13 protein-coding genes are annotated in these 13,164 nt (G+C 67.2%); 7 read left to right on the top strand and 6 right to left on the bottom strand.

Annotated features, from left to right (window positions below; translation table 11 throughout):
* Window positions 1-99 precede the first annotated feature (99 nt).
* The 3 genes from AUL33_RS22140 to AUL33_RS10000 all read right to left on the bottom strand — a co-directional run bounded on the left by AUL33_RS22140 (window position 100) and on the right by AUL33_RS10000 (window position 1,157).
* Window positions 100-336, bottom strand: coding sequence for a hypothetical protein (locus AUL33_RS22140; RefSeq protein ID WP_156419350.1), 237 nt, complete (start codon window positions 334-336; stop codon window positions 100-102).
* The gene (locus AUL33_RS22135; RefSeq protein ID WP_156419349.1) at window positions 321-692 is read right to left on the bottom strand and encodes an NAD(P)H-dependent oxidoreductase; all 372 of its coding nucleotides are present in this window, start codon (window positions 690-692) and stop codon (window positions 321-323) included. The genes AUL33_RS22140 and AUL33_RS22135 overlap by 16 nt, the downstream gene beginning before the upstream one ends.
* A gap of 69 nt (window positions 693-761) precedes the next feature.
* Complete coding sequence (locus AUL33_RS10000) at window positions 762-1,157, bottom strand: RidA family protein (protein ID WP_062207143.1); 396 nt, start codon at window positions 1,155-1,157, stop codon at window positions 762-764.
* A gap of 194 nt (window positions 1,158-1,351) precedes the next feature.
* Between AUL33_RS10000 and AUL33_RS09995 the strand changes: the two genes are divergently transcribed.
* Window positions 1,352-1,933, top strand: coding sequence for a TetR/AcrR family transcriptional regulator (locus AUL33_RS09995; RefSeq protein WP_062207141.1), 582 nt, complete (start codon window positions 1,352-1,354; stop codon window positions 1,931-1,933).
* A 606-nt stretch (window positions 1,934-2,539) separates the two neighbouring features.
* Entirely contained in the window at window positions 2,540-3,199 is a 660-nt protein-coding gene (locus AUL33_RS09990) for a DUF922 domain-containing protein (protein ID WP_082652484.1), read from the top strand.
* Window positions 3,200-3,386: 187 nt separating this feature from the next.
* Here AUL33_RS09990 and AUL33_RS09985 read toward each other — a convergent pair whose 3' ends face one another.
* From AUL33_RS09985 to AUL33_RS09975, 3 genes are read right to left on the bottom strand one after another with little or no spacing between them, the layout of a single operon-like run.
* Complete coding sequence (locus tag AUL33_RS09985) at window positions 3,387-5,039, bottom strand: flotillin family protein (protein ID WP_062207242.1); 1,653 nt, start codon at window positions 5,037-5,039, stop codon at window positions 3,387-3,389.
* A gap of 47 nt (window positions 5,040-5,086) precedes the next feature.
* On the bottom strand, window positions 5,087-5,689 hold the full coding sequence (locus tag AUL33_RS09980; protein ID WP_062207137.1) for an OB-fold-containig protein: 603 nt from the start codon (window positions 5,687-5,689) through the stop codon (window positions 5,087-5,089).
* Between the two features lie 2 nt (window positions 5,690-5,691).
* Window positions 5,692-6,807 (bottom strand): PspA/IM30 family protein, encoded by a 1,116-nt coding sequence (locus AUL33_RS09975; protein ID WP_062207135.1) that lies wholly within the window; start codon window positions 6,805-6,807, stop codon window positions 5,692-5,694.
* 714 nt (window positions 6,808-7,521) lie between these two features.
* On the opposite strand from AUL33_RS09975, the gene AUL33_RS09970 reads away from it, so the two are divergent.
* The 5 genes from AUL33_RS09970 to AUL33_RS09950 all read left to right on the top strand — a co-directional run bounded on the left by AUL33_RS09970 (window position 7,522) and on the right by AUL33_RS09950 (window position 13,145).
* Window positions 7,522-8,835: a cytochrome c gene (locus tag AUL33_RS09970; protein WP_062207133.1), complete on the top strand. Its 1,314-nt coding sequence runs from the start codon at window positions 7,522-7,524 to the stop codon at window positions 8,833-8,835.
* Window positions 8,832-9,326 carry a (2Fe-2S)-binding protein gene (locus AUL33_RS09965; protein WP_062207131.1) on the top strand — a complete coding sequence of 165 codons (495 nt, stop codon included), beginning with the start codon at window positions 8,832-8,834 and terminating at the stop codon, window positions 9,324-9,326. The genes AUL33_RS09970 and AUL33_RS09965 overlap by 4 nt, the downstream gene beginning before the upstream one ends.
* Entirely contained in the window at window positions 9,326-11,593 is a 2,268-nt protein-coding gene (locus tag AUL33_RS09960; protein ID WP_062207129.1) for a molybdopterin cofactor-binding domain-containing protein, read from the top strand. Before AUL33_RS09965 ends, AUL33_RS09960 begins: the two co-directional genes overlap by 1 nt.
* Window positions 11,594-12,016: 423 nt before the next feature.
* Window positions 12,017-12,703: a YafY family protein gene (locus tag AUL33_RS09955; protein WP_062207127.1), complete on the top strand. Its 687-nt coding sequence runs from the start codon at window positions 12,017-12,019 to the stop codon at window positions 12,701-12,703.
* Window positions 12,704-12,779: 76 nt separating this feature from the next.
* Window positions 12,780-13,145, top strand: coding sequence for a VOC family protein (locus tag AUL33_RS09950; RefSeq protein WP_062207125.1), 366 nt, complete (start codon window positions 12,780-12,782; stop codon window positions 13,143-13,145).
* Window positions 13,146-13,164: the final 19 nt, after the last annotated feature.

Genomic DNA, 13,164 nt, shown 5'->3' with positions numbered 1-13,164 from the left:
AGACGTCGGTCTCGCCGCGAAAACCGGGAAGGCCTTTGCGCCCAACCAAGACCGTCCGACGCTGTGCGTCCTGACCATACCGGCGGCGGGCGTGGTCGATCAGGATGGTCCACCCGACAGGCGTTGCCCGATCCGGAAAGCGCGTTGCAGGCCGTCTGCTTCGCTGGCTGCATCGAGCGGCAGGAGAAGGTCCAGGCCTGCCGACCCAATGCCGCAATAGCCGAAGACGCCTTGGATGATCTGCGCGTTCAGAGCGTCGAGATAGCCTCGACGCCCGTAGGTGCCGCGATCGGCACCGCCGATCGCCACGACCTGCCCCTTCAGCCGGCCCAGCAATCGGGTCGTTCCCGTCTTGGATCGTCGATGTAAGCCCAGCCGGACGTAAAGACGCGGTCGATCCAGCCTTTCATGACAGCCGGCATGGACCACCAGTAGACCGGGAACACCAGCACCAGCATGTCGGCCCGGTCGATGCGACGCTGTTCCGCCACGATGCCGTCCGCGTCGTCAGCCCGCCCATGGAACTGTTCGTTGTCGGTGGCGGTGAACCGCGGATCGAAGCCCTCGGCCGCGAGATCGGCAACCTCGTGCGTGGCGCCGGGGTTCGTCTCCTGCCCGGCGACGAGACGGGCGACTGCCGCATGGGTGTAGGATCGGGGATCGGGATGAGCGGTCACGATCAGGACGTGCATGCGCGTTCCTCGTCTCTGGGACCTGCCGTCGGCGCTTCGGCGCCGACGAAGTCGTTGCAGGGCGTTGGATCAGGACGGCGGAATGCGGGCAATCACCTTGATCTCGAAGTCGAAACCGGCGAGCCAGTTGACGCCGAGGGCCGTCCAGTTCGGATAGGGCGCTGTCGGGAAGGCTTCGCTCTTCACCTCCATGATCGTCGGGAACTGGGTTTCCGGATCGGTGTGGAAGGTGGTGACGTCCACGATGTCCGCGAAGGTGCAGCCGGCAGCCTTGAGGACCGCCTCGAGGTTCGCGAAGGCCCGGCGCACCTGTGCCGCGAAATCCGGCTCGGCCGAGCCGTCGGCGCGGCTTCCGACCTGACCGGAGACGAACAGAAGATCGCCGGACCGGATGGCGGCCGAGTAGCCGTGCTGTTCGTAGAGGGCGTGGCGGTCGGCGGGGAAAACGGGTTCGGGCTTCGTCATGATACGATTTTCCATCAAGAGGGTTGGGCGAGCGACGTCTTTTACGAAGCGACAGCCGGCGCTTTAACGGCACGGGCGAGCTTGATATACTGAGCGTATGTGACGTACTTCATATACGCTTCGTATGTCAATTGACGTGCGTATCTGCATTCGAATGGAAGATCCCCGTGCGTCCAAGCCGCCGCCTCGAGACGATGGAAGAAAACCGCGCCAAGCTCGTCCGGGCAGCGCGCCACGCCTTCGCGACGAAGGGCTTCGCGGCTGCGTCCATGGACGAACTGACCGCCGATGTCGGATTGACGCGCGGTGCGCTCTACCACAACTTCGGCGACAAGACGGGACTGCTCGCGGCGGTCGTGGCCGAACTCGACGGCGAAATGGCCGCGCAGGCCCGCAAAGCCTCCGAGGCGGCGTCGAACGGCTGGGACGCGCTGCTGGCGGAGGGGTCGGCCTATATCGCGATGGCACTGGACCCGCAGGTTCGACGGATTGTGCTGCTCGACGGTCCGGCCTTCCTCGGAGATCCCTCGACGTGGCCGAGCCAGAACGCCTGCCTTGAACTGACGCGGCAGGCGGTTGTCGAACTCGTCGCCGAGGGGGTCATGAAGCCCGTCGACGTCGAGGCCGCGGCCCGCCTCCTCAGCGGCGCGGCCCTCAACGCCGCTCTCTGGGTGGCCGCCAGCGACGAGCCGCGCGCCGTGCTGCCGAAAGCGATCGAAGCCTTCCGCGCGATGGCGACGGGCCTTCTGGCCGACCGGACATCGGGCCGACGCTAAAGCGGAACCATCGAAGCCAAGCCAACGGTCGTCGTCGAAATCAGGTGGAGGCCACCAAGCCCGCGCACCGATTTGTCCGATCAGGATCGGCCGACCCGGAGACCTGGGATCGCACCACCGGCGGTACGGTTGCACCGCCACGGCGCCATGCCGTCAGCCATGTCGAACGCATCGGGGCAATCGCGGCTGTCGGTTCATCCCGACAAAAAAGCGGCGGCGAGCATGCTTGCGAGATTGAGGGCATGACGACGCCACATGACATGCTTGGGAGCAACTCGCGACGATACACGTATCGTGAAGTAAGCTTGGGCGATCGTTTGTCTGCGTGCGGGCATCCTTGCATGTGGCTCAGGGCCCTCGCCTGAATGCAGTCGCAAGTCGCCTGGCACCGGCCGTCGCGCTCCGGTCCGCTCCCTGCAACAGACCGGCACGATCGTCAGCGATCGACGGTCTTGTAGCGATCATTTCGTCCGCATCCGGAACCCGTTCTGCCACAGCCAAGCGTTAACGAAGTTCTAACGTCGCATCTCTGCACCGATTGAACTCGGCCCCGTTTCCTTCATCCTGACCCGACCCATCGTTGTTTCGAGCAGGATCCTGATCAGCATGAAACGGTTCCCGAGTGTGGCGAAACCTCTTCGAGCGGCCTGCGCGGTCTCACGTGAGGTCGAGGGGTGGTTACCTCCCTCGAATGCACTCGTGCCACTGCTCGGTCTCGTGCTTTTGGTCAGCGGTTGCACGACGACGTCACAGGTCTCGACGCGATACTACGACGTCTCCGGCTCCACCTCCCAAGAGCTGGATCGCGAGATCCGTCGCAAGGGTCCCAGGGGCGGCAAGGCGATCGCGACGGCCGGGATCGACATCCGGTCCGTGGACCTCGAGCCGAGCGTCAGCGGCGGCCTTTGTCGCTTCCGCCGAGTGACGTTCAGAGTGTCTGCCGCGATCACCCTGCCACAATGGCGCGAGGCGACTTCCAGCCGTGACGCGGAGCTGCGCCGTCTCTGGAGCGGGTTTTCCGCCTATGCGCGGGCTCACGAGGAAGCCCATGTCAAGATCGCCGAAGCCTTCGCCCGCGCTATCGAAGGCTCGTTTCTCGCCATCCCGCCCCAGCCGTCCTGCGCCCGTCTCGAAGCGATCGCACTCCAACGCCTTCGCCGGGCCGCAACGCTCCACGAGCAGGTCCAGCTTGCCTTCGACGCTCGCGAACAGCGACGCTTCGCGCAGATCGCCGCAGCCGCGCAAGCGGCCCGTGCGAGGCGGTGACGACAACCAGCCTCACGCAACGACCGTCCCGACCTGACTTTTGTTGCAAGTGCAAGGCCGCTTTCACGCCAACGGCTGGCCTCGGTGCCCAAGCGGACGGTCCACTTCGGCATAACGAAGCCGCGCAATCGACGAACGCGTATGCGCGACTTGATGAGGGTCTATCCAAGCCGCGTTCCCGCCGCGCCTAAGCGGCCCCGTTCCCGGGCTTCGGATGTCCGGAGCCCGCTGCGGCGGGAGGAGCGATCAGATCCTTGAGCGAGCCGTTGCCGTGTGCGTAACCGGCTTCGGCCAGAATCGCGTCGACCAGCGGCTTGTTGCCGGAGAACTGGAGAAGCTGGTCGGCGAGGTTTCCGGGGCCCGATGCTCGTTCGCCGCCACCGTGACCGCGGCCGGCCGAGAAGCCGGCGGTGTCCACGACCCGGATGCTCTCGATACGGCTTGTCGGCTCCATCAGAGCCTTCAGCGCCTCCGGCAGCATGCGGATGCGCGCCTGCATCAGCTCGAACTCCACGAAGGCGGGCGGGATCATCGCGTTGGCCTCGTTCTTGGCCCGGATCGCGGCGGCCTCCGCCTCGCCCTCCGCCTGGATGGCCTCGGCACGGATCTTGGTCGCGTCCGCCTCGGCGCGGGCGGCGGTCAGGATGGCCTCGGCGCGATCTTCGGCGGCCTTGCGCTCGGCATCCGCGCCGACCGTGACCGACACGGCCTCGGCCTCGGCCTGCTCCTGCGCCCGGATCACGGCGATCGTGCGCGCACGGTCGGCGATCTCGCGGTCCCGCGCGGTCTGGACCTTTTCGGCAGCGGCCACGGCGAGCGCCTCGGCGTCGCGCGCCTGCGCCTCGGCGCGGGAGGTTTCCTCGCTCTTCATCGCGATCGCCACCGCCTTGTCCTGACGCGCGATCTCGACCTGTCGCTCCGAGATGATACGGGCCTCTTCCTTGGTCTTGTTGGCCACCGCCGTGCGCTCGGCGATCAGTCGCTCGCGGTCGATCGCCGCCTCCTGCTCGGCCTGCTTGGCGGTCTCCTCGGCCCTGGCCCGCTCGGCGCGCGTCTCGGCCTCCTTGTTCGCGACATCGCGCTCCTGGTTGAGGCGTGCCTCCTCCTCCTGACGGCGCAGCGCAAAACGCTTCTGCGAGGCTTCGAGATCCTGCTCGGCGATCGCCACCTCGGTCTGGCGGGTGATCTCGTTGCGCTGCTTGCGCCGCGCCTCGGTGATCTCGGTCAGGCGAGCGAGACCCACCGCATCGAACGCGTTGGTCTCGTTGAAATACTCCTTCGCCGTCTGGTCGAGGCCGGTGAGACTGACGGTTTCGAGTTCCAGGCCGTTGGAGCGCAGGTCCGTCTCGACCGCGTCCTGCACCGCCTTCACGAAACCGGCCCGGCTCTCGTGCAGTTCGTCCAGCGTATTCAGGGCAGCGACCGAGCGCAGAGCGTCGACGAGCTTGGCCTCCACGAGGTCCTGGATCGCGGCAGGCTCGTTCACGCGGTCGCCGAGCGTCTGCGCGGCCAGCGCGATGCCCTCGTCGCTTCCGTCGACGCGCACATAGAATTCGGCGCGGATATCGACCCGCATGCGGTCCTTGGTGATCAGAGCGTCCTCGCGGCGGCGGTCCACGGCGAGCTTCACCGTGTTGAGCTTGACCCGTGCCAGGGCATGAAGGATCGGGAGCACAAGGGCGCCCCCATCCTTGACCACCTTTCGACCGCCGACGCCCGTACGCACGAACGCCTCGTCGCGCTCGGCCCGGCGGTAGAGCCGCGAGATGGTAAAGCCGATGGCCAGGACCACGACGAGCACGATTCCTGCCCATATCGCGAATTCGATGATGCCGTTCATGTTCTCGCCCATTGGAACCCTGTGAAACGAATGCTGCGGATGCGGTGTCAGACCGGGAAGGGTATGACGAGGAAGACGCGGCCCTTGTGCGTCTCGTCGCGCGTGACCACCACGATGCGCTCCCCTCGCGCAATCGTCGTGCCGCGATCTGCGGGACGGGCGCGAAGCGTATGAACCTCGCCGTGCCGGTCACGTACGGTGACGCTGCCAGCCAGCCCGTCGTCGAGCGGTCCGAGCGTGACCGTACCTTCCAGGCCCACGAACTCGTCTGCCGTCACGGCATAGGTTTCGTCGCGGGGAATCACGCGGGCGATCGCGTTGCCGATCGCCTTGGTCGACAGAACGGCGCCGGGCGCCGCGACGATGGCAAGGCTCCAGGCCGGAAGCATGGGCACCAAGCCCGACAGGATGATCCCGATCGCGCCGAACGTGACGAGAAGCAGCATCAGGAGGATCGCGAACGGGACGCGGCCCAGGTTCAGCCAGTCGAACGCGTCGCTGAGCGGCGTGCCCTCGAAAGCGTGCTCGATCGCGTCCGAAACCGGCAGGTGCCCGACGAAGAAGAGCGCGATTTGGAGAAGGCCGACGAGCAGGCCTGCCACCAGCGGGTATAGATAGAGTGGAGAACCGGTGGCAAAGCTCGCGACCATGGTCAATCCCCGCCTCCGAGCTCGCTGCGCATCGTGGCAAGCCGGTCCTCGATGCGACGTGCGCGTCCGAAATCCTCGAGCTTGCCCAGGGCCTTGCTGCGCGAGGCGCCGGCGGGCAGGTCCGTCATCCCCTCCACGACACCGAGCGCGGCGGCGACGCGGTCGGCTGCGACCGGCTTCGGGCGCGCGATCATGACCGGGTCGGCGCGCTCGGCCTCGTGCTGCGCCTGCCGCGCGATGCGCACTTGTTCCGCCGCGTCGCGGCGCGCAGCCTCGGCGGCGCGGATCGCGAGTTCGGCCTCCTCGATCCGCCCATCGACCCCGCCGATCAGCCGATCCAGCGAGCCGATCTGCGCCTCGATGTCTTCCAGTCGCCCGACTTGCACCCTGGCAAGATCCTCACGCCCGCCCTGGAGGGCTCTGCGCGCATCCGTCTCAAGGGTCGTGGACCCGGCATGCAGCCGCTGGCGCTCCATCTCGTAGCGCTTACGCTCGGCGGTCGCATTCGACAGCGAGGCGCGGATCTCGGCGACGCCCCGGTCGATCTCGCCGATGGCCTGCTCGGCGACGGTCTCGGGCGCCTCGCCCTCAAGGCTCTCGACCACGAGCGTAGCAAGGCCGGCCGCCAGGCGAGAGACGCGGGCGGAAAGCGCCTCGACCTGCATGGCTTCGATCTCCGTGTCTTGCATGTCGCGCGAGAGGGGGACGTCGAGGGCGTAGCGGCCCTCGGATCGAACGAGATGCGAGAGCGTGACCTTTGCCTCGTCCTGCCGATAGTTCGACAGAAGGCAGCCGACGACGACGCGGCCGGCAAGGGTCGAGATCGAGACGTGGTCGACCCCTTTGAACGACATCAGCTTCTCGTCGAGCGGCAGCCTGTTCTTCGACCAGCTGCCGGACGCATATTCGCGGATGCCATTGGTTACGAGACGAGCGGGAAGTCCGGTCGCGTGGCGGATCTCGTCGTAGGCAACGCGCTGGAGCTGGAACGTGTCCGTCCGGCGTGTCACGCCGGCACGATCCAAAACGTCCTTCATCCGCCCGTAGGCGGCGAACGTGCGGTCGATTTCAGCACGTGCCGTCTCGTCCATCATCAGATCGAAATGCGCCGTCCTCATGCCCGCCTCGATTGCAATCACCCTATCAGTGATTTGAAGGACAATGGGTGTCAAGACCGGCGATGGATGCTTGGTTCATCATTCGTTACGCCCATATGCCCGCACCGCAGACGCGTTCGCCGACCTCCGGACCTGCATTGGCGACCGCAACCTGAGAGCACGGAAAGAGTCTCCGACACGCTAGAACCTCGAAGTGTCGAAGCATCGGCCCCCGGATCGCTTTCCGAAGGGGCAGGTCCGCTTCGGACGAAGCGATGCGGACCGGTTCCATGTGAGATGCGTCGTTTGCGGAACGGCGGCGATGATCGGGCGTCTCTTTCAAGAACTGACCACCCGTCTTCAGCCTGTTCCGGACGTTGCAGTGGACCCGGTTGGATCTCTGACGAGGACAAAGGCGATCGACCGCCTCGAGGCTCCGCTTCGCTCCCTTTGATCGTCTGGTCAGGGCAGGGCTGCCGAACCGCTTCGCGTGATCGCTCATGGTCAAGATCGCGTGTTGCAACGCTTGCCCCGGCCCCTCGCTGTTGCGTCCGACTTGCCTATTCGCCGGCTCGGCACAGGTCATTCGCAAGCCTGACGATTTCGAGAATCGTTCCAGATTGAACCCGTGCCCATTTGGTTTGAGCGATGAGATTCCGGACTGCCGGTTTCAGCCTTCTGGCTCTCGTGTTGGTTGGAGGCGGTGGCTTTCTGGCGCTGGCATGGGAACGCGAGATGCCACCCGTCCAACGCCCGGCGGCCTCCTCGTTCGATCCCGCCCTGGTCAAGCAGGGATCGGATCTGGCAGCGGTGGGGAACTGCGTGGTCTGCCATACCGCGCCCGGCGGGAAGCCCTTCGCGGGCGGCCTCGCGATGCCGACGCCGTTCGGCACCATCTACTCCACCAACATCAGTCCCGACGAGGCGACCGGCATGGGCCGATGGAGCGAGGCCGCCTTCACGCGCTCGATGCGCGAGGGCGTGGACCGCGAAGGCCGGCATCTCTATCCCGCCTTCCCCTACGATCACTTCACCCTCGTCTCCGATGCCGACAACCGCGCGCTCTACGCCTACCTGATGACGCGCGAGGCGGTGCCCTACGAGCCGCCGCCGAACGCATTGCCGTTTCCGCTGAACATGCGCATGACACTGGCGGGCTGGAAATTGCTGTTCCTTCGCGAGGGCCGGTTCCAGCCTGTTCCCGGCCAAGACGAGGCCTGGAACCGCGGCGCCTATCTTGCGGATGGACTCGGGCACTGCGGCGCCTGTCACACGCCGCGCAACATTCTCGGTGCGGAGCGCAAGGGCGACGCCCACTGGAGCGGCGGGGAGGCGGACGGCTGGTCGGCCTACGCCATCAATGCGCAATCTCCAGCCCCCATTCCCTGGGACGTCGACAGCCTGACCCGCTACCTGCACACGGGCTGGGAGCAGCGCCACGGCGTCGCGCGCGGGCCGATGGCGCCTGTGAACGCCAATCTCGGCACGATCCCGCAATCCGAGTCGCGAGCCATCGCCACCTATGTCGCCTCGGTGATGGGCGAACCGTCGAGCGAGCGGCGACAGCGGGCCGAGCGGCTGCTGGCGGCCGATGCCGCCCATTCGCCGGGGGCCCTCGCCTCCTCGGCGGGCAGCCAGACGGTGCCGAGCCCGCACGACCCCGCCGATCGGGGCGCGGCGATCTATGCGGCGGCCTGTTCGACCTGCCACGATGCCGGTCGACCCCTGCCCTATGGCGGGCTTCGGCTCGACCATTCCACGGCGATCAGCGGCCCGACGCCGCTCAACCCGATCCACGTCATCCTGCATGGGCTGCCTGCCCCCGAAGGGGCCCGCGGGCCGATGATGCCGGGCTATGCCGGCGTGCTCGACGACGCCCAGATCGCCGATCTCCTCGCCTATATGCGCCGCAGCTTCAGCGACCAGCCGCCCTGGGACGACCCGGCGGCGATGATCGCCGAAGCGCGCAAGGACGGCGTCAAGGGTGTGTGGGCTCTCGACACCGGCTCCGATGCCCCTGCCAACCCTTCGAAGAGGGACATGCCATGACGAGCCTCACGGTAAACGGCACGCGGCACGACATCCGGTCCGAGCCCGACACGCCGCTGCTCTACGTCCTTCGGGACGAGCTCGGTCTCCACGGCGCGAAGTACGGTTGCGGCCTCGGCCAGTGCGGCGCCTGCACGGTGATCGTCGGCGGCGAGCCGGTTCTCTCCTGCGTGACGCCGCTCTTGGTGCTGGAGAACAAGAGCGTGACCACCATCGAGGGCCTGGGGACGATCGAAGCCCCCGGCCCCCTGCAGGAGGCCTTCATCGCCGAGCAGGCCGCCCAGTGCGGCTACTGCATTCCCGGGATGATGATGCGCGCGCAGGCTCTCCTGCAGCGCGATCCCAACGTCTCCGACGAGGCGATCCGCGCCTACATGGAGCCGAACCTGTGCCGCTGCGGCACGCATATGCGCATCCTCTCGGCGATCCGGCGCGCAGCCGATCGCATGCGCGGCGGCTCCACGCAAACGTCCGGCACGAGGACGGGCTGATGCGCCGCGATCAAATCCCCAACTTGTCCCGCCGCGCCGTGCTTCTGGGAACGGGCTCGCTGGTGATGACCTTCACCCTGCGCGGTGCCTTCGCGCAGGGCGTCACCGCGCCCGGAAACGAAGCGCAGAATTTCGAGGCCGTCGAGGAGGCGGCGCCCGAGCTGGACGGCAGCCTGAAGACGAGCCCGGACCTCGAATCCTGGATCCGCATCGGCGCCGACGGCCGGGGCACCGTCTTCACCGGCAAGGCCGAGCTCGGACAGGGCATCAGGACCGCCCTCCTCCAGATCGCGGCCGAGGAGCTGGAGATGCCGTTCGAACGTCTCGAACTGGTGGGGCCGGATACGGGCGAGAGTCCGAACGAGGGCTTCACGGCCGGCAGTCATTCGATTCAGGACAGCGGCACGGCGATCCGCAACGTCGCGGCGCAGGTCCGCGACATCCTGATCAACGAGGCCGCGACGCGCTGGGCTGTCCCGTTCGACAGCCTGCGGGCCGAGAACGGCGCGGTGATCGCCCCGGACGGACGACAGGTGCCCTACGGCGAGCTGGTGGCGGGCGATAGCCTGACCGGCCGGGCGCAGCCGGCCTCGCGCCTGAAGCCGACCGAGAGCTTCCGCGAGATGGGCCGATCCCGCGGGCGCATCGACATCCCCGGCAAGGTGACGGGCGGCGCGTCCTACGTTCAGGACATGCGACCGGAGGGCATGGTCCACGGGCGCGTCGTGCGTCCCCCAAGTCCGGGCGCCCGATTGAAAAGCGTCGAGACCGCGCCCGCCGAGCGAATGCCGGGCGTCCTCGCCGTGGTGCGCGACGGCGCGTTTCTCGGGCTGCTGGCGGAGACCGAGTGGCAGGCCATCAAGGCGATGTGGACGCTGGCCGCCGCCGCGCAGTGGGAGGAGCAGGAGACCCTGCCGGACCAGGCACGGCTTGCCGACTGGATTCGGTCGCTGCCCGCAGAGGACGGCACGGTCGCGCGGACCGGCATCCTCGGCACGCCGGGTCTCGAGACGACGGAGGCGACCTATACCCGCCCCTACCAGCTCCACGCCTCGATCGGTCCGTCCTGTGCGGTGGCCGTTCTGGAGAACGGCGTGACCACCGTCTGGACCCATACGCAGGGCGTCTATCCCGACCGGGAGGCGATCGCGGGCATGCTGCGCGTCGGGCCCGAGGCGGTGCGATGCATTCATGTCGAAGGCTCGGGCTGCTACGGCCATAACGGCGCGGACGACGCGGCGGCGGATGCCGCGCTTCTCGCCCAGGCTCTGCCCGGCCGCCCGGTGCGCCTGCAGTGGATGCGCGAGCAGGAGCATGGCTGGGAACCCTTCTCGCCGGGCATGGTGACGCGCGTGCGGGCCGGCACGAATGCGGCCGGCGACATCGTGGTTTGGCACTACGAGGTGTGGAGCAGCACGCACAACTTGCGACCGGGTGGCGCGGGCGCCCTCCTGCCCGCCCAGCACCTCAATCGGCCCTTCACGCCCAAGGCGCCGGAGCTGCGCATCACGCCGGAAGGAAACGGCGACCGCAACTCCAACCCGCTCTACAGCTTCCCGAATCGCGACGTGACTTGGCACTTCCTGCGCGACATGCCTTTGCGTGTCTCGGCCCTGCGAGGCCTCGGAGCCTACATGAACGTCTTCTCGATCGAGACCTTCATGGACGAGCTGGCCGCCAAGGCCGGCGTCGATCCGGTCGAGTACCGGCTTCGCCACTGCGAAGACGAGCGGGCGCGCGCGGTGATCGAACGCGCCGCGGCGATGTTCGGCTGGCAGGCGGAACGAAAAGCCCCTGCGAACCACGGTTATGGCTTCGCGTTCGCCCGGTACAAGAACCTCGCCTCCTACTGCGCGGTGGCCATGGAGGTTCGGGTGGAGCCCGATACGGGACGCGTCCAGATGCTACGCGCGTCCTCGGCCGTCGATGCCGGCGAGATCGTCAATCCCGACGGGATCGCCAACCAGGTACAGGGCGGCATCGTACAGTCCGCGAGCTGGACGCTCTACGAGGCCGTCACCTTCGACCGCACGCGCGTGACCTCTGTGGACTGGTCGACCTATCCGATCCTTCGCTTCGATGCCCTCCCCGATGCCATCGACGTCGAGATCATTCCTCGCCCGGGCGCGCCGTTTCTGGGAGCGGGCGAGTGCAGTCAGGGGCCCGGCGGCGCGGCTCTCGCCAACGCCATCGCGAACGCCATCGGCCAGCGGCTTTACGACCTGCCGCTGACCCGGGAGCGGATACGGGCGGCAATCACTGCGTAAGATGCACTGACCGTCCAAAAGGATCGGCCCCGATGATGGACTTGCGGACGGGAGCGGATGGTCGCGTGGGCGATGACCTGAAGAGCCGTCGGAGCAACCTTTGCGCATTCGAGGGCCGCTTGACCGACCCCATTGGTCAGACGCTCGATGATTATTCTCTGATGCCGGAGAAAGATGCGTCTCGTTCCGTCGGTTGTTTCGACCGGGTCTCCTGCGAGACAAACCGGTCGGCCAACAGATCGATCGGGCAATCCATACAGCTCGATGGCATAAAGCCTTGCGCCCGTCCGCAGCGACCTCGGCTTCAACGCCGCCCCCTGCTCTCTCACGTCGACCTTGCCGCCACTTGAACTCGTGGCCTAAACGCAGATCCGATGACGACGCCGCGGCCGGGCGGTCGTCGGCAGGGTGAGGCAGGCTCGTATGTCGCGTTCCGAACGACTCTTCGACCTTCTCCAAATCCTGCGCCGCCACCGGCGGCCGGTGAGCGGGAAGGTGCTGGCCAACGATCTCGGCGTCAGCATCCGCACGCTCTACAGGGACATCGCCACCCTTCAGGCACAGGGTGCGACCATCGAGGGCGAGCCGGGCGTCGGCTATGTCCTGAAGCCGGGGTTTCTGCTGCCGCCGCTGATGTTTCCGCCCGAGGAGATCGAGGCGCTGGTTCTCGGCTCCCGATGGGTGGCGTCGCGGGCGGACGATCGCCTTCGCGATGCGGCCCAAAGTGCCCTGGCGCGGATCGCCGCGGTGTTGCCGCCCGAGCTGCGTGACGCGTTGGACGCCTCGTCCCTCCTCATCGGCCCCGGCGCACCGATCCCGGCCGACACGGTCGATCCCGCGCTGCTGCGCAAGGCGATCCGCATCGAACGCAAACTGTCCCTGTCCTATCGCGACGGCGCCGGACAAACGTCGGAGCGGATCGTCTGGCCCTTCGCGCTCGCCTTCTTCGACGAGGTGCGGGTACTCGTGGGATGGTGCGAGCTTCGCCAGGATTTCCGCGCCTTTCGAACCGACCGCGTCGCCCGTGCGGATGTTCTCGACGCGCGCTATCCCCGGCGTCGGCAGGTGCTGCTGAAGGAGTGGCGGGACCTGCGGAAGCCGTCACGTTGAGAGCCATGATGCTGCCGGAAACTGGCAGCACCGAGCCGTAGGATCTGCCCTGTCCACCAACCGACAGGAGGCCCCGATGGCCGGTTCCAACACCATCCTTCTCTACGTGACGAACACCGCCACCAGCGCCCGGTTCTATGCCCGCCTGCTGGGGCTCGAACCGGTGGAGGCGAGCCCGACCTTCGTCCTGTTCGTCCTGCCATCCGGTCTGCCCATGGGGCTGTGGGAGACGACGGGCGTGCAGCCGGCGCCGGCGAGCGCCGGGGGCGGCTGCGAAATCGGCTTCAAGGTCGAAAGCCCCGAAGCCGTCGATGCCACGCATGCGGACTGGCAGGGGAAGGACGCCGCCATCGCGATGGCGCCGACCGATCTCGATTTCGGCCGAAGCTTCGTCGCGCTCGATCCCGACGGCCATCGTCTGCGCGTCTACGCCATGGCCTGACGATCGGTGAGCGGGTCGA

Source organism: Aureimonas sp. AU12 (assembly GCF_001463705.1).
Classification (GTDB): Bacteria; Pseudomonadota; Alphaproteobacteria; order Rhizobiales; family Rhizobiaceae; genus Aureimonas.
Note: the sequence above shows the minus strand (reverse complement) of the source record. Positions and strands in the feature narration are given on the sequence as shown.